The organism is Agrobacterium sp. T29, assembly GCF_006970545.1.
In the GTDB taxonomy this organism is placed as follows: Bacteria; Pseudomonadota; Alphaproteobacteria; order Rhizobiales; family Rhizobiaceae; genus Agrobacterium; species Agrobacterium leguminum.
In genome coordinates this window covers 44,808-69,324 of the sequence record NZ_CP040641.1, presented here as the reverse complement: position 1 = coordinate 69,324, position 24,517 = coordinate 44,808, and the positions used below count along the sequence as shown (strand labels likewise).

Annotated in this window: 21 protein-coding genes; 15 read left to right on the top strand and 6 right to left on the bottom strand. The window is 60.8% G+C overall.

From position 1 onward, the window contains the following. Positions 1-45 precede the first annotated feature (45 nt). The 6 genes from FGF54_RS15325 to FGF54_RS15300 all read left to right on the top strand — a co-directional run bounded on the left by FGF54_RS15325 (position 46) and on the right by FGF54_RS15300 (position 6,816). A complete protein-coding gene (locus tag FGF54_RS15325) occupies positions 46-975 on the top strand; it encodes a transcriptional regulator (RefSeq protein WP_065656073.1) in 930 nt (309 codons plus the stop codon). A 123-nt stretch (positions 976-1,098) separates the two neighbouring features. Next, complete coding sequence (locus FGF54_RS15320; RefSeq protein ID WP_142780302.1) at positions 1,099-2,610, top strand: alpha-N-arabinofuranosidase; 1,512 nt, start codon at positions 1,099-1,101, stop codon at positions 2,608-2,610. Between the two features lie 7 nt (positions 2,611-2,617). Continuing rightward, entirely contained in the window at positions 2,618-3,691 is a 1,074-nt protein-coding gene (locus tag FGF54_RS15315) for an ABC transporter ATP-binding protein (protein ID WP_142780301.1), read from the top strand. A 73-nt stretch (positions 3,692-3,764) separates the two neighbouring features. Further along, positions 3,765-5,039, top strand: a complete 1,275-nt coding sequence (locus FGF54_RS15310; protein ID WP_142780300.1) for an extracellular solute-binding protein — start codon at positions 3,765-3,767, stop codon at positions 5,037-5,039. A gap of 68 nt (positions 5,040-5,107) precedes the next feature. Continuing rightward, the gene (locus FGF54_RS15305; protein ID WP_020811696.1) at positions 5,108-5,992 is read left to right on the top strand and encodes a carbohydrate ABC transporter permease; all 885 of its coding nucleotides are present in this window, start codon (positions 5,108-5,110) and stop codon (positions 5,990-5,992) included. Beyond that, positions 5,989-6,816 (top strand): carbohydrate ABC transporter permease, encoded by an 828-nt coding sequence (locus tag FGF54_RS15300; protein WP_142780299.1) that lies wholly within the window; start codon positions 5,989-5,991, stop codon positions 6,814-6,816. Before FGF54_RS15305 ends, FGF54_RS15300 begins: the two co-directional genes overlap by 4 nt. 27 nt (positions 6,817-6,843) lie before the next feature. On the opposite strand, the gene FGF54_RS15295 is transcribed toward FGF54_RS15300, so the two are convergent. Together FGF54_RS15295 and FGF54_RS15290 are read right to left on the bottom strand one after the other, a co-directional pair. Next, the gene (locus tag FGF54_RS15295) at positions 6,844-8,235 is read right to left on the bottom strand and encodes an amidohydrolase (RefSeq protein WP_142780298.1); all 1,392 of its coding nucleotides are present in this window, start codon (positions 8,233-8,235) and stop codon (positions 6,844-6,846) included. A gap of 9 nt (positions 8,236-8,244) precedes the next feature. Then, on the bottom strand, positions 8,245-9,468 hold the full coding sequence (locus FGF54_RS15290) for an MFS transporter (RefSeq protein WP_142780297.1): 1,224 nt from the start codon (positions 9,466-9,468) through the stop codon (positions 8,245-8,247). Positions 9,469-9,587: 119 nt separating this feature from the next. On the opposite strand from FGF54_RS15290, the gene FGF54_RS15285 reads away from it, so the two are divergent. Next, positions 9,588-11,513, top strand: coding sequence for a GAF domain-containing protein (locus tag FGF54_RS15285; protein WP_142780296.1), 1,926 nt, complete (start codon positions 9,588-9,590; stop codon positions 11,511-11,513). Here FGF54_RS15285 and FGF54_RS15280 read toward each other — a convergent pair. The 4 genes from FGF54_RS15280 to FGF54_RS15265 all read right to left on the bottom strand — a co-directional run bounded on the left by FGF54_RS15280 (position 11,506) and on the right by FGF54_RS15265 (position 15,574). Then, positions 11,506-12,237 carry an ABC transporter ATP-binding protein gene (locus FGF54_RS15280; RefSeq protein ID WP_142780295.1) on the bottom strand — a complete coding sequence of 244 codons (732 nt, stop codon included), beginning with the start codon at positions 12,235-12,237 and terminating at the stop codon, positions 11,506-11,508. The two genes, FGF54_RS15285 and FGF54_RS15280, sit on opposite strands and share 8 nt — an antisense overlap. Next, a complete protein-coding gene (locus FGF54_RS15275; protein ID WP_142780294.1) occupies positions 12,234-13,103 on the bottom strand; it encodes an ABC transporter permease in 870 nt (289 codons plus the stop codon). Before FGF54_RS15275 ends, FGF54_RS15280 begins: the two co-directional genes overlap by 4 nt. Continuing rightward, positions 13,100-14,095 carry an aliphatic sulfonate ABC transporter substrate-binding protein gene (locus tag FGF54_RS15270; protein WP_142780293.1) on the bottom strand — a complete coding sequence of 332 codons (996 nt, stop codon included), beginning with the start codon at positions 14,093-14,095 and terminating at the stop codon, positions 13,100-13,102. Before FGF54_RS15270 ends, FGF54_RS15275 begins: the two co-directional genes overlap by 4 nt. 153 nt (positions 14,096-14,248) lie before the next feature. Continuing rightward, a complete protein-coding gene (locus FGF54_RS15265; protein ID WP_142780292.1) occupies positions 14,249-15,574 on the bottom strand; it encodes an LLM class flavin-dependent oxidoreductase in 1,326 nt (441 codons plus the stop codon). Positions 15,575-15,949: 375 nt separating this feature from the next. Between FGF54_RS15265 and FGF54_RS15260 the strand changes: the two genes are divergently transcribed. Genes FGF54_RS15260 through FGF54_RS15225 form a run of 8 tightly spaced genes read left to right on the top strand, consistent with a single transcriptional unit; the run spans position 15,950 to position 24,446 of the window. Next, entirely contained in the window at positions 15,950-17,449 is a 1,500-nt protein-coding gene (locus FGF54_RS15260) for an FAD/NAD(P)-binding protein (RefSeq protein WP_142780291.1), read from the top strand. Then, the gene (locus FGF54_RS15255; protein ID WP_142780290.1) at positions 17,442-18,086 is read left to right on the top strand and encodes a 2-hydroxychromene-2-carboxylate isomerase; all 645 of its coding nucleotides are present in this window, start codon (positions 17,442-17,444) and stop codon (positions 18,084-18,086) included. Before FGF54_RS15260 ends, FGF54_RS15255 begins: the two co-directional genes overlap by 8 nt. Continuing rightward, positions 18,083-19,084, top strand: a complete 1,002-nt coding sequence (locus FGF54_RS15250; RefSeq protein ID WP_142780289.1) for a dipeptidase — start codon at positions 18,083-18,085, stop codon at positions 19,082-19,084. Before FGF54_RS15255 ends, FGF54_RS15250 begins: the two co-directional genes overlap by 4 nt. Before the next feature lie 30 nt (positions 19,085-19,114). Next, positions 19,115-20,188, top strand: a complete 1,074-nt coding sequence (locus tag FGF54_RS15245) for an ABC transporter substrate-binding protein (RefSeq protein WP_142780288.1) — start codon at positions 19,115-19,117, stop codon at positions 20,186-20,188. A gap of 20 nt (positions 20,189-20,208) precedes the next feature. Next, complete coding sequence (locus FGF54_RS15240) at positions 20,209-21,264, top strand: ABC transporter ATP-binding protein (RefSeq protein WP_142780287.1); 1,056 nt, start codon at positions 20,209-20,211, stop codon at positions 21,262-21,264. Then, complete coding sequence (locus FGF54_RS15235; protein WP_142780286.1) at positions 21,264-22,139, top strand: ABC transporter permease; 876 nt, start codon at positions 21,264-21,266, stop codon at positions 22,137-22,139. Before FGF54_RS15240 ends, FGF54_RS15235 begins: the two co-directional genes overlap by 1 nt. Positions 22,140-22,147: 8 nt before the next feature. Further along, positions 22,148-22,936: an ABC transporter permease gene (locus FGF54_RS15230; protein WP_080854750.1), complete on the top strand. Its 789-nt coding sequence runs from the start codon at positions 22,148-22,150 to the stop codon at positions 22,934-22,936. 1 nt (position 22,937) lies between these two features. Next, entirely contained in the window at positions 22,938-24,446 is a 1,509-nt protein-coding gene (locus FGF54_RS15225; RefSeq protein WP_142780285.1) for a carboxylesterase/lipase family protein, read from the top strand. Positions 24,447-24,517: the final 71 nt, after the last annotated feature.

The following is a 24,517-nucleotide window of genomic DNA, read 5'->3' as shown; positions in this document are numbered from 1 at the left end:
AAGCCAGAAATTCTGATCTGGATCGATAAATCTGAAGATTAGAATATGGCGCCCAATTTCCTCCTCGTTGATGCTGAAAAAGAATTCGATGTCCTGAAAGCGGCGGCGTCGCTGATCCGCGTGCAGATATTGAAGTTACTGCATGAGGCGAGCGGCCTCAACGTCAACGAAATTGCGCAGAGACTGGAGCTTCCCCAGTCCACCGTTTCCGCCGGAGTGGCCGTTCTCGAGGAAGCGGGGTTGCTGCGAACCGAAACGCGCAAGGCGCGCAAGGGCAACCAGAAAATCTGTTTCGCCACCTGTGACGAACTGATTGTTTCCTTCCGAAAACCCGAGGCGCCGGCCGCATCAAATTACATCGCGGTCGCTATGCCGCTCGGTCTCTACACCCAAAGTTCGGTAACCGCGCCCTGCGGCATTTGCTCGCCGGAGGGCATCATCGGCCTTCTCGATGTGCCCGATACATTCATGGATCCGGACCGCATGAAGGCGGCGCTGCTATGGTTGACATCCGGCTTCGTGGAATATCAATTTCCCAATAATGCCAAGATTCAAGGCCGGGAAGTCGAAGAAATCGAGTTTTCGATGGAGGTCAGCTCGGAAGTGCCGGGAACGCACAGCAACTGGCCGTCCGATATTACACTATCCGTCAACGGCCGGGAAATCGGCGTCTGGACCTCGCCCGGCGACTTCGGCGACAAGCGCGGTGCGTTTACGCCGGACTGGTGGAAGCTCTCCGGTTCCCAATATGGCATGCTCAAGACCTGGCGCATCACCGCGCAGGGAACCTATGTCGATGGAACCCGGATTTCGGATGTGACGCTGGCGGATATCGATCTGACCAGCCACCGTTCCATCCGCCTGCGCATCGAGGTCAAGGCCGATGCAAAACATCCGGGCGGGCTGAATATTTTTGGCCGCGGCTTCGGGAATTACGATCAGGACATCGTTCTGCGCCTGCGCACCGCAGGCTGATCCAGCCAATTTTCAAAAGTATGATTTTCGCGGTTGACAGGCGCGGATTCCCTCGGCAACTATATTATCAAATATGGTTCATATCATATTTTAAGATATAAATGCGCAGGGGAGGAGAGCCTTATGAAAGCGCGGGTTTCAGTCCACCGGGACTTCCGGATTGGGCGTATCGACGATCGTCTTTATTCCGCCTTCATCGAACATATGGGGCGTGCCATCTATGGCGGCATCTATGAGCCCGGCCATCCGCAGGCGGACGCGAACGGCTTCCGCAGGGACGTTCTGAAATTCGTGCAGGACCTGAAAATTCCGGCCATCCGTTATCCCGGCGGCAACTTCGTTTCGGCCTATCGCTGGGAAGACGGCATTGGGCCGCGCGGCCAGCGCCCCATCCGTCTCGATCTCGCATGGCGCTCCAAGGAAACCAACCAGATCGGCATCAACGAATTCGCCGACTGGGCGCAGATGGCCGGCATCGAGATGATGCTCGCCGTCAATCTCGGTTCCCGTGGTCTGGATGACGCCCGCAATTTCCTCGAATATGTGAATTTTCCGGGCGGCACCACGCTCAGCGATCTGCGCCGCAGCCACGGCGCGGAAAAGCCCCACGGTGTGAAAATGTGGTGCCTCGGCAACGAGATGGACGGTCCCTGGCAGATCGGTCACAAGACGGCGGTGGAATATGGCCGTCTGGCCAATGAAACCGCCAAGGCCTTCAAGGGTTTCGATCCGACGATTGAAGCGATTGTATGCGGCAGTTCCAATGACGGCATGCCGACCTATCCCGAATGGGAGCGCGAGGTGCTGGAGGAGTGCTATGAGAATGTCGACCACATCTCGCTGCACAAATATTTCGGCAATAACAGCCGCGACACGCTGAATTATTTCGGCAAGATCGAGGAAACCGGGCGCTATATCCAGACGATTGCCGGGGTCATCGATTACGTGAAGGCCAAAAAGCGCGCCAAAAACGAGGTCTCCATCTGCTTCGACGAATGGAACGTCTGGTATCATATCCGCGAAGAAGACGGCAAACGCATCAAGAGCTGGGACTGGCCGGAAGCGCCCGCACTTCTGGAGGAGACATACAACTTCGAAGATGCGCTTTTTGTCGCCGGTCTGCTCAACGAGTTCATCCGCCGTTCGGACCGTGTGCGCATTGCCTGCATCGCCCAGCTCGTCAATGTCATCGCCCCCATCCGGGCGGAAAAGAACGGGCCGGCCTGGCGGCAGACGATCTATTATCCCTATCAGTTCGCCTCGCTTTATGGCCGTGGCGTCGCGCTGAATGTCGCCGTCGATTGCCCGACTTACGATTGCAACGCGGCCGACGACGTCAAATATCTCGATGTTGCCGGTGTTTATGACGAAGCGGAAGGCGTCGTGACGCTGTTCGTGCTCAACCGCCATCTGACAGAAGCGGCGGAGATCGATGTCAGCCTCACCGGCTATTCATCCGCCACTCTCAGCCTGCATCTTGCCATGGCGGGATATGATCTGCGCCTCGGCAACGGCCCGGATCAGCCGGATCGCGTCGTGCCCGTGCCGGGCAGCGGCGTCGCCGTGGAGGACGGGGCGCTGAAGGGTTCGGTGCCTGCGCTGTCCTACCATGTGCTGCGGCTGAAGGTTCAGTGAGGCGGCCATGGGTGTCCGTCTCAACAATGTCGCCAAGTCCTTCGGATCTTTCACGGCGATCCGGGATGTTTCGATGGAAATTCCAGCCGGCAGCTTCGCGGTCTTCGTGGGGCCTTCCGGCTGCGGAAAATCCACCCTGTTGCGCATGATCGCAGGCCTTGAGGAAACCAGCGGCGGGCGCATCGCCATCGATGAGCGTGATGTCACCGCGGTCGAACCGGCGGATCGCGGCGTTGCGATGGTGTTCCAGAACTATGCGCTCTATCCGCATCTGACGGTGTTCGAGAACATGGCGTTCAGCCTGCGTCTTGCCCGCCGGCCGAAGGCGGAGGTGACGGAGAGGGTGGGCGAGGCCGCGCGCATCCTCCAGCTTGAGGAGCATCTGCACAAGCGGCCCTCGCAGCTTTCCGGCGGCCAGAGGCAACGCGTGGCCATCGGCCGCGCCATCGTGCGGCAGCCGAAGGTATTCCTGTTCGATGAGCCGCTGTCCAATCTGGACGCCGAACTGCGGGTGCAGATGCGGCTGGAACTGACCCGGCTTCACCGCAAGCTGGGCGCGACGATGATCTATGTCACGCATGACCAGGTGGAGGCCATGACGCTTGCGGACAGGATTTTCGTGCTGAAGGGCGGCATCGTGCAGCAGGCGGGGGCACCGCTCACCCTTTACGACGATCCGGACAACCGCTTCGTGGCGGGGTTTATCGGATCGCCCGCGATGAACTTCCTGCGGGCCGATATCGTCTCCCAGGCGGATGGCATCGTGACGCTCGCGCCCGAGGGCGGGGCGGGGCATCTAAGGGCCCGGCTTGCCCAGTCCGTTTCCCCCGGCCAGCGGGTCGAGATCGGAATTCGGCCGGAGCATCTGACGATTACGGAACAGGGCGCCCTGCCGGTCGTCGTTGAGGTCGCGGAAGAGCTTGGCGATCTTTCCTACCTCTATACCCGCACCGGAGCCGGGAAAGAAATCATCGTGCAGCGGCAGGGCACGCGGGAAAGGCTGGATGGCCGGTCGGTATCGCTTACCGCCTCGCCCGACCATGTCCTTGTCTTCGACGATGACGGCAGACGGTTGCGATAGGCGCGAGGAGGCGTCTTTCGAAACAGCAAACCATCCCTCAACGGGATGTTCGATCAAACGGGAGGAGTGAACGATGCGACTGATCAAGACATTGCTTGTTGGTGCGGCTCTGGGTCTCAGCGCCCTGCCGGCTCTCGCGAAACAGGATATCGTCTGGTGGGACTTTCTGTCGGGCGGTGACGGCGTGCGCATGAAGGCGTTGATCGATGCCTTCAACAAGGAACACCCCGACATCCAGATCAAGGGAACGACGCTCGAATGGGGCGTGCCCTTTTATACCAAGGTGCGCACGGCCTCCGCGGTGGGTGAGGGGCCGGATATCATGACCTATCACCTGTCACGCGCGCCGCTCGGCCTTGAAGAAAAAGTGCTGAGCGAAATCACCGAAAAGGATCTCGATGATGCGGGGCTGAAGACCGGCGACTTTTTCAGCGCACCCGTGGATGCGGCCACCCAGAACGGCAAACTCTACGCCGTGCCGTTCGATATCCATGCGCTTGTCCTTTATTACAACGCCGATCTTCTCAAAGGCTCGCCCTATCTCGATGCCGAGGGCAAGCTGACCGACATCAAGACGATCGAGGATTTCGAGAAGGCGCTGGCCTGGGCGAAGGACAATGGCGTGCAGACGCCGATCACCTATCAATCGGGTGGCGAAGGCGGGGTGTGGCGCGTCTTTTATACGCTGCTGTCGCAACAGGGCGGCGAACTCGTCACCGAAAAGGAGGTTCTGGCCGGCGACAATGCCGAAAAGGCGGCAAAAGCCATCGAGACCCTGTCCAGATGGCGGGAAAACGGCTGGGCCCCGGAACAGGCGGAATATGAAGCCTCGGTGGCGCTCTTCTCCGCCGGCAAATCCGCGTTCCAGCTGAACGGCGTCTGGGAAGTTCCGACCTACAAGGATCTGGAAAAGAACGGCAAGCTCGGCTTCAAATGGAGTGCGGTGGAAGTGCCGCCCCTGATGGGCAAGCGCGCCACCTGGGCGGATTCCCATGCTTTCGCCATTCCGAATGAAGGCGATAAAACGGTCTCCGGCGAAAAACGCGCTGCGGTGATGAAGGTGATCGGCTGGATGGAGAAACACGCCATCAGCTGGGCCGATGCCGGGCATATTCCGGCTTACAAATCCATCACCGAAAGCAGCGAATACAGGGCGATGCAGCCGAATGCCACCTATGCCTCGCTGGCGGAAGCGGCGGTGTTCGATCCGAAGACCACCATAACCGGGGTCGCTTCGCCCGCCTATGATGCGGCGCTCAACGTCATTGCCCCCGCCATTCAGGGCTTCATGAGCAGCACCGACGCCGTGGAGCAGATCAAGGATGAGCTGCAGGGCAAGCTCAGGTAATCGGCACTCTGCCCTCCGGTTTGAGGCCGGAGGGCAGAGTGCAATTCGCAAGCTCGCGGAGACATTCCATGGCTATGATTGAAAACCGGCGCAAGAAATCGCTGATCGCGCTGTCGATGGTGACGCCGTTCGTTCTGGTCTTCACCACCTTCTTTCTTTATCCGCTGATAGAGATGGTGCGCATCAGTTTTACCGATGCGCCGCTGATCGGTGAGGGAAACTGGGTCGGCCTGGAGAATTACGCGAAGCTGCTGGGCGACCGCCTGTTCGTCACCTCGCTCAAGAACAACGGCTATTTCGTGCTTCTGACCGTCGTGCCCACGACCGTCATCGCCCTGATGATCGCGCTCGCCGTCAGCCGCCTCTCGGGCGTGAAGCAGACGATTGCCATGAGCCTGTTTTTCCTGCCCTATGTGCTTCCGGTTTCGGTCGTCACGGAAATCTGGGCGTGGATGCTCGATCTGCAGTTCGGCATTCTCCAGCCGGTCATATCGCTGCTGGCGGGCAAACCCGTCGCCGTTTTCAAGAACCCCTATTGGGTCATGCCGATGGTCGCCGTCGTCACCATCTGGTGGACGAACGGCTTTAATGTGCTGCTCTTCATCGCCGGATTGCGGAACATACCGGCCGAGCTTTATGAGGCGGCGGCTCTGGATGGCGCGACGACCTGGCAGCGCTTCCGCCGCGTCACCTGGCCGCTTCTGTGGCCGGTCACGGCGCTGGTGCTGACACTGCAACTGATCCTGCAACTGAAGATATTCGATCAGATCTATCTCTTAAGCGGCGGCGGGCCGTTCAATTCCAGCTTCGTGCTGCTCCTCAAGGTCTATCGCGAGGCCTTCCAGATGAACAATGGCGGTTATGCGTCTGCCGTGGCGACGGTGCTTTTCCTGCTGATCGTCATCGTTTCCGTTTTCCAGTTCCAGCTGCTGCGCATCCGGAGGAATTCATGAGCCCGATGAGAAAATTCGAGAACCTCGTTCTGACGCTGCTGACTTTTTCGGCGGCCCTCGTCTGGATTTTTCCGCTCTACTGGAGCTTCGTCACCTCGCTTCGTGCCGATGAGAACGTTGCGGGCAACATGTCGCTTTTGCCGGACGAGTTCCGCCTCAGCGCTTATTTCAATGCGATATTCAATACCCGGCTGATGACCTGGTATGTGAACTCCATCGGCACGGCGGTCATCGTCACGATCTCGGTGCTGTTCATTTCCATGCTCTGCGCCTATGCGCTGTCGCAGATACGCTTTCCGGGCAGGCGGCTGCTTTATGGCATCGTGCTGGCGAGCTTCATGGTGCCGGCGCAAACGCTGGTCGTTACCCAGTTCATCCTGATGAAGAACCTCAACCTCATCAACACCTGGGCGGGCATCATCCTGCCGCAGTTGATCACGCCCATCGTCATCATCGTCTACAAGCAGTTTTTCGACAGCGTGCCGAAGGAGATGCGCGAAGCGGTGGTGCTGGATGGCGGCGGCGAATACACGACCCTGTTCCGGGTCTATCTGCCGCTCAACTGGGGCATCACGACCGCCATGGCGATCGTGACCTTCATTACGGTATGGAACGCCTTCTTCTGGCCCTTCCTCGTGGTCACCTCCGAAAACATGATGACGATCCCGGTCGGTATCACCCAGGTCAACGATGCTTTCGGTGTCGCCTATGCGCGGCTGATGGCTGTCGCCATGCTGGCGGCCCTGCCGGTCATCATCGCCTATGTCATCTTCCAGCGGCGCGTGACGGAGGCGATCATGATTTCGTCGGGTGTGAAGGGCTGAGGGCGGCTAAAACGCCGCTCCTCCGCCTCAGCGCAGGCGCTGCGGCATCGCATCCGCCGGTATCAGCGGCACATAGCTTTCGCCGTTCAACTGCTCGCGATGCTCGGCTTTCGCCGCGGCGATCATTGCCGGATCGAGCATGGCCTGCACGGCGGAGGCGGCCATGACCTTGCCGGCCTGCAACATGCCCTTGTGGGCGTAACCCGAGGTTCCCTGCGCCACCATCTGCCAGGTGTGGGGCGGTGTGCCATAGGCCTCGGTCGCCACATAGACCTGACCGGTCGGCACCAGCCAGCTGACATCGCCGACATCGGTTGAACCATGCAGGAAGGTTGGCTCTTCCTGAAAACCGTTCAGGTCTTCCGAAAGGACCTTGCCGCGTCTGGCGATGCGGGTCTGCACTTCGGCCGAGAAGGTCTTTTGAATGGATCCGGCAAAATCCTTCTCGCTGTTGGAGAAGGCGGCAACGCCGATCTTTTCGAATTCCCGATGCATCATCCGGGCGAGTGTCACATTCGGCACGAGATCGGCCGATGCCGCGTCGAAGGTGATCTGCAGCTCGGTTCCAGTCATCAGCGCCGCGCCGCGCGCGACATCCTTGACCCGCTCGGTGATGTCGCGGACCTGATCCATTCTGGGCGCCCGGACCTTGTAGAGCACCTGCGCCTGCGACTGCACCACATTGGGCGCCCGCCCGCCCGTGTCGGTGATGGCATAGTGGATGCGGCCGTCCTGAATGATGTGCTCGCGCAGGTAGTTGCAGCCAACATTGGTCAGTTCGACCGCATCGAGCGCCGAGCGGCCAAGATGCGGCTCGAACCCGGCATGGGCGCTGGTGCCGCGAAAGGTGAAATAGAGCTGGTTGGTGGCCAGCATGCGCGCATTGTAAGCGAGGTTTTCGTCCCATGGATGCCAGGTGAAGGCGACGTCCACATCGGCAAACAGGCCTTCGCGGGCCATATAGGCCTTGCCGCCGCCGCCTTCTTCGGCCGGGCAGCCGTAATAGCGGATCGTGCCTTCAAGCTTCAGTTCATCCTTGCAGGCCTTGAGCGCGAGGATTGCCGCAAGCGCGCCGGTGCCGAGAAGATTATGGCCGCAGCCATGGCCGTTTCCACCCTCGGTGATCGGCGTGTGGCTGGCGACACCACTTTCCTGGCTAAGGCCGGTCAAGGCATCGAATTCACCGAGAATAGCCACGACGGGTTGGCCTTCGCCATAGCTGGCGACGAAGGCGGTTTCGATATTGCCGGCATTGCGGGTGACGGCGAAGCCCGCCTTTTCCAGCTCGTCCGCCAGCAGGGCCGCCGACTTTGTTTCCTCGTAACGGATTTCGGCGAAAGACCAGATGGCATCCGCCACGGATTTCAGATTATCCGCATGGGTGGCGACGGTGCGCTCGATGATGTCGATATAAGTCATGGTCTTCCTTCAGGCGGTCTGTTCGACGGTTTTGTTGCCGTGAATGGCAGGGAAGGTGGCAGCGATGGCGCAGACGATCACGGCGCAGCCGACGATCACCGCAAAGGCGATGCCGTAATTCTGTCCGGTGGCGGAAAGCACGGCGCCGATGAGCATGGGCGAGGCGAACGAGCCAAGCTGCGCCAGCGAATTGATGAGGCCGGTGGCCGTGCCGATCGAATTCTGCGGAAAGTGTTTCATGATGCTGACGAAGACACTGATCGAGATGGCGTTGAGGAACACGTTCGAAACCGACAGATAGGCAAAGGCCAGCGGAATGGATTGCGCGTTCGCCATCAGATAGATGAAGATCGCCGACACGGCAGAGCCGATGCAGATGAGGTATTTTTCCTTCTGGTGGAAAAAGCGGTCCAGCAGCCAGCCGCAGGTGAGGAAGGAGACAAAACCAAGTGCTGGCGGGATCATGGAATATGCGCCCATTTCCACCATGCTCATGCCCTTGACCTTCACCCAGTAGGAGGGCAGCCAGGATTGCAGGCCCCAGAAGACGATGTTGGTGAAGAAATAGACCGAGGCGATCTTCCAGGTCAGTGTATTTTTCAGCAATCCGGCGATGCGCTGCTTTTCGGAAACCCTGGGGCCGGCGTCTCGTGCCGCCAGCGTTTGCGAGCGCGGCTTCATGACGGTGTAGAGCGCAATCGACAGAATGACGCCGACCGAACCCAGAACGAAGAACATGATGCGCCAGCTATAGAACGAAATCAGCGTGGTGATGATGATCGCGCCGAGCGCGAAGCCGACGGAGGCGCCCGATTGCAGCACCGATTTGGCGCGGGCCATCTGGGTTTTCTCGAAATTCTCGGTGATCGCGACCGATCCTCCGGCCGGGAAAATCGCTTCCCCCGAACCCGTGATCGCCCGCGCGGCGGCCAGTCCAACCGCACTGGTGACGACGCCGGAGGCGACCGTGCCGAACGACCAGACGGCTACCGCCGAACTTAATACCCGGCGCGAACCGAAGCGATCGACAAGATAGCCGCCAACCAGTTGTGTCATCGAATAGGCGAGGAAAAAGGCGCTGATGATCATGCCCTGATGATCGGTGCCAAGGCCGAATTCCTCGCTGATCGGGATGATCGCATAGTTGATTGCGGTCTTGTCCAGAAAGCCGACGACCCAGCAGACGAACAGCATTCCAATGATAATATGGCGGCGTTTTATCGCAGAAAGCATTTTAACGGTTCCCATTATTTTTGATTTTTAAGTTTGTGTCACCGTCACGAAAAATTCATATGTTGAAAGCGCCATAAAAATCTGAAATTTAATGTGCATTAACACAGGAGACTTCGCGCTTGAAAATCGATCTCCATGCGCATCCCATCCTGCGTGAAATGGTGCAATCGCAGGCCGTTCAGCTCAGAACCATCGATGCCGACGGCCGGGAATTGTCGGTTGGGATATCCCATATTATTGAAATAAAAGAAGGAAATCGGCATCTTTCGGTCGATCATTCCTATTATACCGCCAAGCGAACGGAGTTTGAGATCCGCGACGGTGACGGCGAGAAGGTCGTGGGCCGAATTCTTCAGGCTGTACACGAAGCGGTCATCGGCCTTCAGACGAGAACCTTCGAAATGCTGGCTTCGGTGAATTCCGCGGTCATCAATTCGCTGGATGAAAAGGAGATCGTGCATAACGTCCTTCGGGAAGTGATGAACGTGCTGCCCCATTGCGATGCCGGGGTCTTTCGCCTGTTCGACGAGGAGAGCGGTTTTCTCATTCCGGTCTCGCATGAGGGATTGCCCGACGACTATACCCATTATCGCGTCCAGCCGAACGAGTCCGTTTCGGGCGAAGTTTTCGCCACCGGTCAGCCGGCCATTCACAATGGCCGGCAGAACATCATCGCCGCCCACCGCGTCATGCGTCCCGAAAGCCAGTCTTTCATGGAGCGATCGGAGATTGCGAATGCCCTGCTCTGCGTTCCCGTCATGGCGGACGGCAAACGTCTGGGCACATTGACGACGCTGTGTTTTTCCAGCGACGGCGCCTTTTCGGTCTTCGACAGGACTGTTCTGGAATCGCTGGCGACGCAGATCGCGGTCGCCTATCAGCGCTCGCTCGCCTATCAGAACGCCGTCGCCACCTCGCGCCGGCTGGAGCAGATGCGCAGCGACCTTGCCCGCAAGAATGCCGAACTGGACCGTGCCGTCGCATTGCATGAGGCGCTGTTGCGTATCTTTGCGGCGGGCAGCGGCATGACGGAGCAGCTTCATGCCGTTGCCGGACTGTTTCGCGTCGATTTCCGATTCGAAAATGTACTTGGTCTCGACTATCGCTCCGCCGGCTGGACGGAAGACGGTGAAACGCTGCGGCAGACGGTGGAAGTCGCGGAGGCCCCCGTCGGCCAGTTTCATTTCAGGGCCTCGGGCGATGCCGGTTTCCATCAGGTACTTTTCGGCACATTGGCGACATTCGTGGCGCTGGATTTCGTGCATGACATGTCGCGGATGGATGTGCTGAATGCCCGCAGGAAAGCGCATTTCGAGGCACTGGCCGCCGGCGTCGATCCCGATGGCCGTCGCAGCCATCATGGCTTTCGGCTTGATCGTTACCATCAGGTGTTTGTGGCGCGTGGTCCGCGGCGCGATGTTTCGGCCAATCCGCAGCTATCCCTCTACAAGTCCCAATCCGATTTGCAGCAGGCAATGACGGCGTCGAATTCCCTCATCTTTCACGAAGACGAGCAGATCGTCATGCTGGTTTCCGCCTCCACCGCAGCTGCGCTCGAGCGAAACCTGCGGGCGGTTGCCGAGATTGCCGGTAAAGAGGCCATCTGCATCGGCACGAGCGAGATCTACGATGCGAACGAAGGTCATCTCGCCGCGCGCGATCTGGCTGCGCAGGCAAGCGAGGCCTTGCTGCGACGCGGCCAATCGGGGCTTTTGCGCCACCGCGACATGGGGGTGGAGCTGTTGCTGGAGGGCAGGGCGCGGCAGGATATTCTTGAATTCACGCGGCAGATTCTCGCACCGCTGCTGCGCGATCCCAAACATCGCACCCTGCATGAAACGCTTTCGCGTTACATTCAGGAGGGGAAGTCCGTCGCCTGCACGGCGCAGGCGCTGAATATTCATTCCAACACGCTTTACCAACGGCTGCAGCGCGTGGAGACGCTGACCGGCCGCAGGCTTGCCGATGCCGCTGATTTTACGCTGCTCAGCCTCGCCTGCCAGCTTCACGCCGATTACTCGGGTAAAACCGCAGCCGTCAGATGACGTGGGCATTGTGCAGGGCGGTCAGCACCTCGTTCTTGAGGTTTGCGAGCTGCGGAGACCGCCGGTCGCGCGGGCGCGGTACGTCCACCTCTATCCGCTGCTGGATACGGCCGTCATGGGCGCCCATCATGTAAATCCGGTCGCCGAGATAGAGCGCTTCGTCGATGTCGTGGGTGACGAGCAGGAAGGAGATGCCGCGCTGTTCGACGAGCTTCAGCACCAGGTCCTGCAATTTCATCCGTGTGAAAGCATCGACCGCGCTGAAGGGTTCATCGAGCAGCAGAATGCGCGGCTCGGTATAGAGCGCCCTTGCGATTGCCACACGTTGCGCCATGCCGCCCGAGAGGGCCTTCGGCAGCGCCCCGCCATGGCCGCTCAAACCGACATCGTCGATTAGCCTTTCCACGCGCCCGACATCATATTTCCTCCCCGCCGCATAACCGATATTTTCGGCAACCGTCAGCCAGGGCATCAGGCGTGGTTCCTGAAAGACGAAGGCGATGGGCGGTGAGTTCGATGCCTGCTCCTTGTCCTGCTGAACCCTGACCGCGCCTGAAAAACGCCGGTCGAGGCCGGCGGCGATGCGCAGCAATGTGCTCTTGCCGCAGCCGCTGGGGCCGAGAAGAACCGCCGCTTCGCCATCGCCCAGCGTCAGCTGGATATCCTGAAGGATCACCGCGTCGCCGAAAGCCTTTTCGCGCACATCGACATTAAGCAAACTCATCGCAGGCGTCCTCCCTGCTGAAGCGGATAGGTGTCGCGCCAGCGCAGGCATCGGTCTTCGACGATCTTGAAGAGGCTGTCGGAAATCTTGCCCAGCACCGCAAGGCAGATGATGGCGATCATGACGAGATCGGGCCGGGAAAGCTCCCGCCCGTCGGAGAGCATGTAGCCAATACCTTCCGAGGCAGCGAGAAGTTCAGCGGCGACGACGCTCAGCCAGGCGAGCGACAGCCCGTAACGCAGGCCCGTGAAGAGATGCGGCAGCGAGGCGGGAATGAAAATCCGCCACACCAGCACGGGCAGCGGCTGGCGATACATCTCGCCCACCTCCACCAGCTTGCGGTCGACATTTCGGATGCCGGAAAAGAGGTTGAGATAGACCGGGAAAAACGCGCTTTTGGCGATCAGCACGATTTTCGAGGTTTCGCCGATGCCGAACCAGATCATCAGCAGCGGCACCCATGCAAGGCTCGGAACCGCCCGTAGCGCCTGAAACGTCGGCTCGAGATAACGTTCGGCGGCAATCACCAGACCGACGAGCGAACCGACGAAGATGGCGAGCAGGGAGCCGATGACGAAGCCGACGAAGACGCGGGCGGTACTGGCCGCAACATTCGTCCACAGCGGACCCTCCGCAAGCCGCAGGAACGTATCGTAAAGTTCGGAAGGCGGCGGCAGCACATAGGGGCTGACCCAGCCGAGGCGAACGAAAAGCTCAAGCAGCAACAGCGATCCGACGGGCACGATTGCGCCGCGCAGGTCGAAACGGCCAAGGAAATTCCCCACCCTTTGCACAGGCGGCAATCGGGAAGGGAATTGTCCCGCAGTCTGTTTCACGCGCTGGAATTCGCGCGGATGGGAATTCATGCGCCAAGCGCCTTTTTCGCCGGTGCCGGATCGCTCAGCGAGGACAGGACATTGTCGACATTGACGCCGGGGCGCAGGACGTCGTCACCCAGAAGCGGCGTGACGATGCGGATCGAGTTCAGCAATTCCTCGCCCGGAACGGGATTGTTCCAGTCGCGCTTCTCGATTGTCAGCCGGGTGATCTTGGGATCGTTGCCGGTGACCTGCGCGACGAAATCGATGAATTCGCTTTTGTTTTCACGAATCCACTTCTGCGTCTGCACCCAGACGCCGAGAAGTCTGTCGACCGCTTTCGGATATTTGGCCAGAAACTCCTCGGAGACGCTGAAGACGCTGCCGTCGCGCCAGCTACGCTCGTCGAAAATCGCCCGGTCGCCGGCAAGCTCGGCCTGGGATGTGTGCGGATCGATGCCGACCCAGGCGTCCACCTGACCCTGCTGAAGCGCGTTGAACCCTTCCGGATGCTGCAGGTTCACGACCTTCAGGTCGTCGATGGACAGCTTGTTCTGGTCAAGCGCGCGGACGAGGGTGAAATAGGGCGCGGTGCCCTTGGTGACCGCAATGGTCTTGCCCTTGAGATCGGCGACGGTTTTGATGGGTGAATCCGGGCGCACCTGAATGATGGACGAACCGCCCCAGCTCGCCACATAGATCACCTTCAGCGGCACGCCGTTGGCGCGGGCGAGAAAGGCGGAAAGTGCGGCCGAGCCGGCAAAATCCGTCGAGCCGACCTTCAGGAATTCGAGCGAATTGTTGCTGCCGCGGGATTGTACCCAGGTGATCTTCGTGCTGACATCCTTGAAAGCCTCCTCAAGCCAGCCCTTGTTCTTTATCAGCAGCGTATGGGAGGAGTAAAATCCCCAGTCCAGCTTCAGCTCGGCAGGAAACTCCGGGGAACTCTGGGCCAGCGCCTTGCCCGTGGCAAGCGGCGCGGCAAGAGCGCCGGCAATGCCGAATTTGAGGATCTGGCGGCGGGAATGTTCAGCCTTCATATTAATTAACCTAATTTATGTATTTTGTGTATTTAAAGGGTATGGGCGGGTGTTTTCGAGGTCAATCCGCCCTTCTGGAACCACATGCCAAACTTTGCGAGCCGCGTGGAAAATCTCCCTACCGGGAGCGCGATCGGCGCGACGGCGCTTTATTCAGCTGAAAAAACGATTGGCCGGTCGTTGCAGGCCAAGATGGTCGCGCAATGTCGGCCCCTCATAGTCCTTGCGGAACAGCCCGCGCGTTTGCAGTTCCGGCACTACCTGCGTCGTGAAGTCGTCGAGGCCGGCAGGCAGGAAAGGGAAGGTGACATTGAAACCGTCCGAACCCTCCTCATGGAGCCATTGCTCCATCTCGTCGGCGATGGTCTTTGGCGTGCCGACGAAGGCAAGACCCGCATAACCGCCCAGCCGCTGGGCAAGCTGGCGCACCGTCAGGCCCTCGCTTCGAGCAAGCTCGATCACCCTTTCACGGCTGGATTTGCTGGCGTTCGTTTCCGGAATATCAGGCAGGGGACCATCGGGATCGAAGCCGGAAACATCGTGGCCGAGCGCAATCGAGAGCGAAGCGATTGCGCTGTCATAATGGACGAGACTGTCGAGCCTGGCGCGTTTGGCCTTGGCCTCTTCGACGCTGTCGCCGACGAGAACGAAAGCGCCCGGCAGGATGACAATTCCGTCGCGCGAACGGCCAGCGGCGACGGTCCTGTCCTTGACGTCCTTATAAAAAGCCTTGCCCGCCGCAAGCGTGGGGGTTGCGGCAAAAACCACCTCTGCCGTCTCGGCGGCAAGCTGGCGTCCCGGCTCGGAAGCTCCGGCCTGCACGATGACGGGCCAACCCTGCACCGGGCGTGCGATGTTGAGCGGTCCGCGCACTGAAAATTCAGGTCCCTTGTGGTCCAGCACATGCATCTTTTCGGGATCGAAGAACAGCCCGCTATCGACATCCCGGATAAAGGCGTCGTCGGAAAAGGAATCCCAGAGACCGGTGACGACATCGTAAAATTCCCGCGCGCGGCCATAGCGCTCGGCATGATCCGGCTGTTCCTCGCGGCCGAAGTTCCGGGCCGCGTCGGGATTTGACGTGGTGACGATGTTCCAGCCGGCGCGACCGTTGCTGAGGTGATCGAGCGAGGCGAAACGCCGGGCGACGTGATAGGGCTCATCGAAGGTGGTGGAGGCGGTGGCGACCAGCCCGATGCGGGAGGTGACGGCGGCGAGCGCCGAAAGCAGGGTGAAGGGCTCGAAGGAGGTGACGGTGTGGCTGCGGCGCAGCGCCTCGGTGGGCATATTCAGCACCGCCAGGTGATCGGCCATGAAAAATGCATCGAACTTCGCGGCCTCGAGTTGTTGTGCGAAGCGCGCCAGATGGGCGAAATTGAAATTCGCATCCGGGAAGGCGCCGGGATAACGCCATGCACCCGTGTGGAGACTGACGGGCCGCATGAAGGCGCCGAGATGCAGTTTGCGATCATTTGCCATTGGGCTTCACTTTCATCGATGTTTTGGCTTGCGCGGTGCGTTGCGGAAGGCTTCAGCCGCAGGCAGGCCCTTGCTCGTCGCGACGATATCCCCGCCGGGGGATTGGCGCGGCAAAGACTATTCCGATTATGATTTCCGAACCGAAAGATTTTTGCTGAAATTCTGCATTTGGCGATGATCCCGTCACCCGCGCCGGTCTCGTTTCCATCCCGTCGCGCGGAAGAATCGGCGGGTCGAGCTTCACTCCCTGCCGCTCGCGCGAAAATTTGCCGAAAACTGCGAATGATTAGAAGATTTTTGCTTTCCGGATTTCCGCTTCTGTGTTTCTTATAATGCTTAAATAGAATTTTTAACGCTCATTAATTCAGAAATAACATGATGGAAGATCGCAAAACCGACGCAGTGTCTGTGAATGCGGGCGGCTTGCCGGCGCTGGAGGCGAGGCTTGCGCAGGAACTCGCCCTGCTTGAGCGACCGGCAAAGCCGTGGGTGCCGCGCACCTCTCTCAACGGTTCCGAGGTGCTGGATGTCGCCGTCATCGGCGCCGGGCTCTGCGGGCTGACCGCGCTTGCGGCTCTTTCATTTGCCGGGATCGACAATATCCGCGCTTTTGACAGGGCGCCCAGCGGGCGGGAAGGCCCGTGGGTGACCAGTGCGCGCATGGAGACATTGCGCACCCGCAAGGAGCTGGCCGGGCCGGCGCTCGGCGTACCCTCGCTGACATTCCGCGCATGGTTCGAGGCGCAGTTCGGCGCGCGCGCCTATGAGGAGATGGTGCTCATACCGCGTGAAGCCTGGATGGCTTATATGGTCTGGTATCGCAATGTGCTGGCGCTGCCGGTGAGCAACGAAACCGAACTTGCCGGTCTCGTTCTGCGCGAGGATGGCCTGCTCGCTCTCGATTTTCTGGGGCCGGAAGGTCCAGCAAAAGTTCTGGCGCGTCGGGTGATCCTGGCGACGGGGCTCGATGGCCTCGGTGCGCCGCGCCTGCCGGATGTGGCGAAAACGGTTCCCGCCCGCTTCGTGCGCCATAGCGGCGATATATTCGACGTGGGCGCTTGGCGCGGCAAACGTGTCGCGGTGGTCGGCGCCGGCGCTTCGGCGATGGACAATGCAGCCGCAGCACTGGAGGCGGGGGCGGCCCGCGTCGATCTTTTCATTCGCAGGACCGATATCCCCCGGGTCGAAAAATTCGGCGGTATCGCCAGCCTCGGCATGACCCACGGTTATATCGGCCTGCCCGATGCCGACCGCTGGGCCTTTATGGTCGAGGCGGAGCGCACACAGATCCCGCCGCCGCGCCACAGCGTCCTCCGGGTCTCGCGCCATGACAATGCGTTCTTCCATCTGAGCAGTCCCGTTCTCAGCTTGACGGAAGCGGGCGATGCGGTGGAAATCGAGACCCCGAAGGGGCGCTATCCGGCCGATCTCATCATTTTCGCCACCGGCTTCGATGTCGATTTCGCCCGGCGGCCGGAATTTACCGCCTTGAGCGACCGCGTTCTGCTCTGGCGTGACGCCTATCAGCCGCCGGCCGGTGAGGAGAATGACGCGCTGGGGTCTTATCCCTATCTCGGGCCGGCTTTCGAGTTTCTGCCGAAACCGGGTCTGCCGGCCGCCGAGGCGGAGGCGATTTCCCGTATCCATTGCTTCGCCTATCCGGCTGTTCCCTCCCACGGGAAAATCACCAGCGGCATTCCGGCCGTCAGCCCGGGCGCGGAGCGTCTGGCGCAGGGCATCGCCCGGTCTCTCTTCGTCGAAGACCGTGCCCGTCATTTCGAAACTTTCATGAACCACGACGCCGCTGAAATCACCGGCGAGGAATGGCGCGATGCGGACGCGCAGGACAGGATCAAGGAGCATGCCAATGGCTGAAGCGGCGCTGAAACTGGAGATATTTTACGGCATTTCTTCGCCATGGGCCTATTTCGGCGCGCCACGGGCCGTGGAAGTCGCCCGCACACATGGCGCCGCAATCGTGCTGCGCCCCATCCGCATCATCGAGGCCAATGGCGGCATTCCGCTGCGCAGCCGCCCGGACGCCCGGCAGAGCTATCATGCCGTGGAGCTGGACCGGTGGCGGCGTTATCTCGACATGCCGCTCAACCTGACGCCGAAGTTTTACCCCTGCGCCACCATCGAACGGGCCGCTCAGCTCGTCATCGCCGCGCAGAAGGCCGGGCTCGATGCGATCAGCCTGTCCTTCGCCATCCAGCGCGCCTTGTGGAGCGAAGAGCGCGACATTGCCGATCTCGACACACTGCGTACCATCGCACAGGCCGTCCTCGGCTCGGAAGGTGCAGCCCTCGTTCGCGATCCGCAGCCGGAAGACATCGTGGCGGAATGGCAGGGAAATCTGGCAGAGGCCGAACGTCTCGGGATTTTCGGCGCGCCGACCTATGTGGTGAATGGCGAGCTTTTCTGGGGGCAGGACCGTCTGGAATTCGTCAGCCGCGCCCTTGGGGCGCTCAAGCAGCAGCTTTCGCAATCCGCAGTGAGGACATCCGCATGACCGATGCCGCAAAACTCCATAATGACGCCATCGTCATCGACGGTCTGCAAACCTGCCAGTGGAGCAGGTCGATATTCGAGGACATGCGCGCCGGCGGCCTCACCGCCGTCAATGTCTCCAGCGTGATCTGGGAAAACTTCCGCGAGGGCATCGGTTATGTCAGCGAATGGAAGCGTTTCCTGCGGGAAAACGACGACCTGATCCGCCCGGTGCGCACGGTCGCCGATATTCATGCGGCCAAGGCCGAGAACAGGACCGGAATCATCATCGGCTGGCAGAACACCTCGCCGCTCGAGGACAAGCTCGATTACGTCGAAATCTTCAAGGATCTCGGCGTCGGCATCATGCAGCTGACCTACAATACCCAGAATTATTCCGGCGCCGGGTATCTGGAGGAAAACGACAGCGGCCTGACCGGCTTCGGCCGCGAGGTACTGGCGGAGATGAACCGCGTCGGCGTGCTCTGCGATTTGAGCCATGTCGGCGACAGAACGACGGCGGATGTCATCGCCCGCTCGCAAGCGCCGGTCTGCATCTCGCATGTGCTGCCGCGGGCGCTGCGCGATGTGAAGCGCAACAAGCCGGATGAACTTTTCAAGGCCTGCGCGGAAAAGGGCGGCATCATCGGCATCAGTCTTTTTGCGCCGGGACTTGCTGCCGGAAACGACGCCACGGTCGAGGATTATCTCGACGCCATGGCCTATGTCATCGATCTCGTTGGCGAGGATCATGTCGGCATCGGCACGGATTTTTCGCAGGAACGGCCGCGTCCCGGCCCCTGGCAGCTCTGGGCCAACCGCGACAAGGGCACGGCCCGCACGCTGACGGAATTCGCGACGGTCAAGATTTCCAAGCCGAAGGGCATCGAGCGCATCGGCGAGGTGCCCAACATCACCGCCCGCATGCTGGCGCGCGGCTGGAGCGAAACGCTCGTTCTCAAACTTCTCGGCCAGAACTGGCTGCGTGTGCTGGATGCCGCCTGGCGGCCCGCAAACTGACAATATCGAAAACAAACGGAGGCAACTGAAATGAAAAATGCTCATCAGCGCCGCAAGGCCGCTCTCGTCGTCGGCATCGTTGCCGCCGGAATCGCATCGCTCTCGGGCACCGTCTTCGCACAGGATGCGACGAAGGGCACCGTCAACATCGTCGGCTTCTCCGGCGTTTTTGCGGATAACTACCAGAAATTCATCATCGACGCCTTCAAGGCCAAACATCCCGGCATCGAGGTGAATTATCAGCAGAGCAAGAATTCGGCCGAAACGCTGGCGCTCCTCACCCTTCAGCGCGCCGAGCCGAAGGTCGATGTCGCCCTGATCGACGTTTCGGTGGCGATCAAGGCGAACAAGGAGGAGCTGTTCACCAAGCTTGATGCCGCAAAGGTGCCGAACCTTGCCGAACAGCCGGAATGGGCGCGCATCGATGGCGACCGCGCCGTCGCCTTCTCGCAGGACAATCTCGCCATCCTCTACAATACCGACGCGGTGAAGGAGCCGCCGACCAGCTGGGCCGATCTCGGCGATCCGAAATATAAGGGAAAGATCGCCGCCAAGCTTTCCGATACGCGCGGCGTCATTCTCCTGCCGATCCTCACCAAGCTGAAGGGCGGCGACTACAAGACCTCCATCGATCCGGCCATCGATTTCCTGAAGGAGGTTGCACCGAGCGTCTCGACCTTCGAACCCGCGCCGGATTGTTATGCGGTGGTGCAGAGCGGCGAAGTCGATCTCTCCATCTGCTGGAACGGCCGCGCGCAATATCTGCACGACACGCAGGGCGGCAAGATCGGCGTGGCGCTGCCAAAGGAAGGTTCCATCGGCCAGACCAACACGATCGGTCTGGTCGAAGGCTCCGCCAACAAAGAGGCCGCCGAACTCTTCGTCAATTATGCGCTGAGCGCCGAGGCGCAGGCGACATTCGCCGAGAAGAGCTTTTACGGTCCGGTCAACAGCAAGGTTGCGCTGAGCGAACCCGTCGCCGCCCGCATCTATGGCAGCAAGGAAGCCCAGGCCGCGCAGTCTTCCCTCGACTGGAACTTCGTGGCGGACAAATATTCGGCGTGGATACAGCGGATCAACCGCGAGGTCATCGCGGCGAATTGAGACAGGAAGCAGAGGACGCCATGGCCGATCATCATGTCGAGATCGACAATCTCGTGAAGACCTATCCGGGCGCCCTCAAGCCCTCCGTGGATCACGTCAGCCTTTCCCTGCCGCGCGGGGAAATGCTGGCGCTGCTGGGGCCTTCCGGCTGCGGCAAGACGACGATCCTGCGCATGATCGCCGGCCTCATTCCGGTAACCTCGGGTGAAATCCGGCTGGACGGTCGCGATATTTCCGCAACCCCGGTCCACCGGCGCAATATGGGCATGGTCTTTCAGGCCTATGCCCTGTTTCCGCATATGAATGTCGCCGAAAACATCGCCTTCGGGCTGGAAATGCGCGGCATTGCGAAGTCCGAGCGCAAGGAGCGGGTGGCGAAGGCGCTCGATCTGGTCAAGCTTTCCGGCTTCGGCGAAAGGCGCGTCTCCCAGCTTTCCGGCGGCCAGCAGCAGCGGGCGGCGATTGCCCGCTCTCTCGTCATCGAACCCGCTCTGCTGCTGTTCGATGAGCCGCTTTCCAATCTCGATGCCAAGCTGCGCGACGAGATGCGCGATGAAATCCGCGATATCCAGAACCGCACCGGCGTCACCAGTATTTTCGTCACCCACGATCAGGACGAGGCCCTGTCCATGGCCGACCGGCTCGCGGTCATGTCCGAAGGCCGGCTGGAGCAGATCGGCACGCCGCGCGAGATTTTCGACCGGCCGAAAACGGATTTCGTCGCTTCCTTCATCGGCGCCGGCTCATTCCTTACGGGCACCGTGGTTGCGCCGGGCCGTGCGGAGATTCCCGGTCTCGGCTTCCTGCATTTCTCGGGCGCTGTCCCGGTCGGCCAGAAAGCGCGGTTTCTGGTCCGCCCGCACCGCTTTCTCCTCGGCGATGGCGTCAATGCTTTCTCCGGCATTGTCGAGCACGTCACCTATCGCGGGCAGATGTTGACGCTCGGCGTGCGTGCGGGCGATCATCGCCTGCAGGCCGATCTGCCCACCCATGCCGCCGCTTTGCCGGCAAAGGGCGAGCGCGTGACGCTGTCGGTTGCGCCGGAGGATGTGACGCTGATCGGGGAGGCGGCCTGATGGCGGCGGCAAGCCATGCTTCCGGCGGCGGCACGTCGCATCGCGGCGTTTTGCTTCTTCTGCTTCTGCCGGGCCTCGTCGCACTGCTGACGACGTTTCTGTTGCCGCTCATCTGGCTGGTGCGCGCCTCCTTCGCCTCCTCGTCCATGGCCGCCCTTCGCGGCGGCGACTGGACGCTCGAATCCTACAGAACCGTGCTGTTCGATCCGTTTTACTGGAAGATCGCCTGGAACACGCTTTATCTCGGGGTGAATGTCGCCATTTTCGCGGTCGTTCTTTCCTATCCCATCGCGCTTTTCCTTGCCCGCACCCAAAGCCGCTGGCGCGGCGTGCTGACAGCGCTGGCCGTCGCGCCGCTTCTCACCTCCTCGGTGGTGCGTACCTATGGCTGGATGGTCATTCTGGGGGATCGGGGCGTCATCAACACCGCGCTGCAATCTTCCGGGCTGACGGATGGTGTCATACGGCTCACCAATAATTATTTCGGTGCAACCGTCGCGCTGATCGAAATCCTGATGCCCTATGCGATCCTGGCGATGCTGAGCGGTTTCGGCCGGCTGAACACGCAGATGGAGGAAGCCGCCGCCATGCTCGGCGCGAACCGCCTGCGCGTGTTCACCCGCATCGTGCTGCCGCTTTCGTTGCCCGGCGTTCTCACCGCGGCACTTCTCGTTTTCGTGCTGGCGATTTCCTCCTTCGTCACACCGCGCCTGATGGGCGGCGGCCGTGTCTTTGTCATCGGCACGGAGGTTTATAACGAAGCGACGGTGACGCTGAACTGGCCGCTGGCGGCTGCACTTTCGGTGCTGCTGCTCGTGCTGTTCGGCAGCGTGATCGTAATTTACCAGCGCGCCATGCGCGCGCTTGAGACGTGAGGCCGGCCATGGATGCGAAATTCGGACGTCTTGCCCACGCGCTTCTGCTGACACTGCTTTACCTGTTTCTTCTGGCGCCGATCATCGTCGTCCTGATTATTTCCTTCGATACGCGGCAATATCTGGCTTTTCCGCCGGAAAGCCTGTCCTTCGGCTCCTATGCCAAGGTTTTCGCCAATGCCAAATTCATCTCCGCCTTCTGGCGAAGCCTCGGCATCGGTCTTCTTGTCGGTTTCGTCTCGATCTTCGCGGGGCTGCTTCTGTCGCTGGCGCTCTCACGGCACGAATTCCGCGGCAAGGGCGCGATCAATTTCCTCATTCTCGCCCCCTTCCTCGTGCCGCATATCGTGCTCGCCGTCGGCGTCATGCTGGTGCTCGGGCCGCTTGGCCTGCTGGACAGCTATACCGGCATTTTCCTCGCGCATCTCGGCATCACCACGCCCTATACGGTGCGCACCATCACCATGAGCCTGATGGCGGTGGATCGCCGTGTCGAGGAGGCGGCGCGCGTTCACGGGGCATCGCCGGCCATGGTGCTGTGGCGCATCACCCTGCCGCTGGTCCGACCCGGCCTCATCGCCGGTGCCGTCATCGCCTTCCTGATTTCTTTCGATGAGGCGACGATCTCGCTCTTCATCGTCTCGGTCAAATCCTCGACGCTGCCGACGGAAATCTATCATTATCTGGAATATTCCACCGATCCGCAGATTGCTGCTCTCTCCGTTATCCTCATCCTGATTTCGGTCATCGTCGTGGTGGCGGTCGAGCGGTTGATCGGGCTGCGCAAGGTGTTGTGACATGACGATGGTGAAAGTGGCAGCCGGTGCATTGCGGGGCAGTCTGGAAAACGGAATTCACACCTTTCTCGGTGTGCCCTATGCCGCGCCCGTCACGCCCGAACGCCGCTTCGAAGCGCCGCAGCCCGTGTCGCCATGGCAGGGCGCGCGGGATGCCACCCGGCTTGGCCCCGTCTGCCCGCAAATTCCCACTTACGGCCCGGTGGGCACCGCCGCGACCTCGAAACTGGCCTTCGGCGAGGATTTCCTCACCGTCAATATCCGCACGCCCGATCCGGCGGGCAGGGCGCCGGTGCTGTTCTGGATCCATGGCGGCGGTTACGCGGTCGGTTCCGCCAATGAACCGGTGCTGCAGAGCGGCGCTTTTGCGGCAAGCGGTATCGTTGAGGTCACGGTCAATTATCGCCTTGGCGCGCTCGGTTTCCTCCATCTTGAAGGCAGGCCCGACAATCGCGGTCTGCTCGATCTTGTCGCCGCACTGGAATGGGTGCGCGACAATATTGCCGCCTTCGGTGGCGACCCTGACCGGGTGACGCTGGCCGGGCGTTCGGCGGGCGGCTTTGCCGTCGCGGCGCTGATGGCCATGCCGGGCGCGCAGGGGCTTTTCCACCGGGCCATGCCGCAGAGCGGCGCAAGCACGGGCATCGCCTCGATGGACGATGCCGCCAAACTGACGCGCCGGTTTCTGGCGGCTGCAAATGCCGATGAGGCTTCGCTTGCAGCCCTGCCCATTCACCGGCTGCTCGAAATTCAGCGCGATCTCTGCAACCAGTCCTATGAGCAGCATGATTTTGCCCGCGACGGCGCAGCCTCGATGCTCGGCGTGCCCTTCGTCCCGGTTATCGATGGAGTAAGCCTGCCGGAACATCCGGAAACTGCCGCACGCGAAGGCCGCACCGCCGCCGTGCCGATGATGATCGGCTGCACGACGGGAGAATATGTGACCCATGCGACAGCGCAGCCGAAAATGGATTTCGCGCTTTGCGCGGAATTGCTGCATGAGCGGGTTCTGCCGCGTGGCCTCACCGGCTCCCTTATTGTCGAGCGTTATCGCAGGGCGCTGCCGAGCCACAGCCCACGCGGCATCTGGCGCGCGGTTGCCGGCGATCTCGTCTTCCAGCTTCCGGCGATCCGTTTCGCCGGGCTGCATGCCCGTTTCAATCCGGTCTATAAATATCTCTACGGCCCGCTGGAGGCCGATGAGCTGGGTGCGCCGCACGGGGCGGAGGTCGGCTCGGTCTGGTATCGCGATGGTTCGAATGGCCGCGAACTGCCCGAGCGCCAGCGGGTGGCGGATGCGGGCTTTGCAAGAGCGATCCACGATCTGTGGGCCTCCTTCATAAAGGACGAACGGCCCCGTGCCCCGAATGGTGAGTGGCCGCAATATCGTGCCGAAAAACCAATGGTTCTGCGGGCGGGTCCGGCCGGGTTTGGCGCTAATCCCGATCCTTTCGACGGGCGCGAGGCGCTTTGGCTGCCGGCTGGCCATGAGGATCGCGGGCCGGTATAGCGCTTGGTGACGATGAGGCAGAAACACAGGTCTTGAACACAGGCCTTGAATACAGGTCTTGGGGCGGAGTG

What these genes read in the sequence shown, in the direction of transcription:
- FGF54_RS15260 (WP_142780291.1), top strand. Translation starts at nt 15,950, where the DNA reads ATGATGGAAGATCGCAAAACCGACGCAGTGTCTGTGAATGCGGGCGGC.
- FGF54_RS15225 (WP_142780285.1), top strand. Translation starts at nt 22,938, where the DNA reads ATGACGATGGTGAAAGTGGCAGCCGGTGCATTGCGGGGCAGTCTGGAA.
- FGF54_RS15310 (WP_142780300.1), top strand. Translation starts at nt 3,765, where the DNA reads ATGCGACTGATCAAGACATTGCTTGTTGGTGCGGCTCTGGGTCTCAGC.
- FGF54_RS15320 (WP_142780302.1), top strand. Translation starts at nt 1,099, where the DNA reads ATGAAAGCGCGGGTTTCAGTCCACCGGGACTTCCGGATTGGGCGTATC.
- FGF54_RS15280 (WP_142780295.1), bottom strand. Translation starts at nt 12,237, where the DNA reads ATGAGTTTGCTTAATGTCGATGTGCGCGAAAAGGCTTTCGGCGACGCG.
- FGF54_RS15295 (WP_142780298.1), bottom strand. Translation starts at nt 8,235, where the DNA reads ATGACTTATATCGACATCATCGAGCGCACCGTCGCCACCCATGCGGAT.
- FGF54_RS15250 (WP_142780289.1), top strand. Translation starts at nt 18,083, where the DNA reads ATGACCGATGCCGCAAAACTCCATAATGACGCCATCGTCATCGACGGT.
- FGF54_RS15290 (WP_142780297.1), bottom strand. Translation starts at nt 9,468, where the DNA reads ATGCTTTCTGCGATAAAACGCCGCCATATTATCATTGGAATGCTGTTC.
- FGF54_RS15245 (WP_142780288.1), top strand. Translation starts at nt 19,115, where the DNA reads ATGAAAAATGCTCATCAGCGCCGCAAGGCCGCTCTCGTCGTCGGCATC.
- FGF54_RS15305 (WP_020811696.1), top strand. Translation starts at nt 5,108, where the DNA reads ATGGCTATGATTGAAAACCGGCGCAAGAAATCGCTGATCGCGCTGTCG.
- FGF54_RS15230 (WP_080854750.1), top strand. Translation starts at nt 22,148, where the DNA reads ATGGATGCGAAATTCGGACGTCTTGCCCACGCGCTTCTGCTGACACTG.
- FGF54_RS15235 (WP_142780286.1), top strand. Translation starts at nt 21,264, where the DNA reads ATGGCGGCGGCAAGCCATGCTTCCGGCGGCGGCACGTCGCATCGCGGC.
- FGF54_RS15300 (WP_142780299.1), top strand. Translation starts at nt 5,989, where the DNA reads ATGAGCCCGATGAGAAAATTCGAGAACCTCGTTCTGACGCTGCTGACT.
- FGF54_RS15265 (WP_142780292.1), bottom strand. Translation starts at nt 15,574, where the DNA reads ATGGCAAATGATCGCAAACTGCATCTCGGCGCCTTCATGCGGCCCGTC.
- FGF54_RS15325 (WP_065656073.1), top strand. Translation starts at nt 46, where the DNA reads ATGGCGCCCAATTTCCTCCTCGTTGATGCTGAAAAAGAATTCGATGTC.
- FGF54_RS15275 (WP_142780294.1), bottom strand. Translation starts at nt 13,103, where the DNA reads ATGAATTCCCATCCGCGCGAATTCCAGCGCGTGAAACAGACTGCGGGA.
- FGF54_RS15240 (WP_142780287.1), top strand. Translation starts at nt 20,209, where the DNA reads ATGGCCGATCATCATGTCGAGATCGACAATCTCGTGAAGACCTATCCG.
- FGF54_RS15255 (WP_142780290.1), top strand. Translation starts at nt 17,442, where the DNA reads ATGGCTGAAGCGGCGCTGAAACTGGAGATATTTTACGGCATTTCTTCG.
- FGF54_RS15315 (WP_142780301.1), top strand. Translation starts at nt 2,618, where the DNA reads ATGGGTGTCCGTCTCAACAATGTCGCCAAGTCCTTCGGATCTTTCACG.
- FGF54_RS15270 (WP_142780293.1), bottom strand. Translation starts at nt 14,095, where the DNA reads ATGAAGGCTGAACATTCCCGCCGCCAGATCCTCAAATTCGGCATTGCC.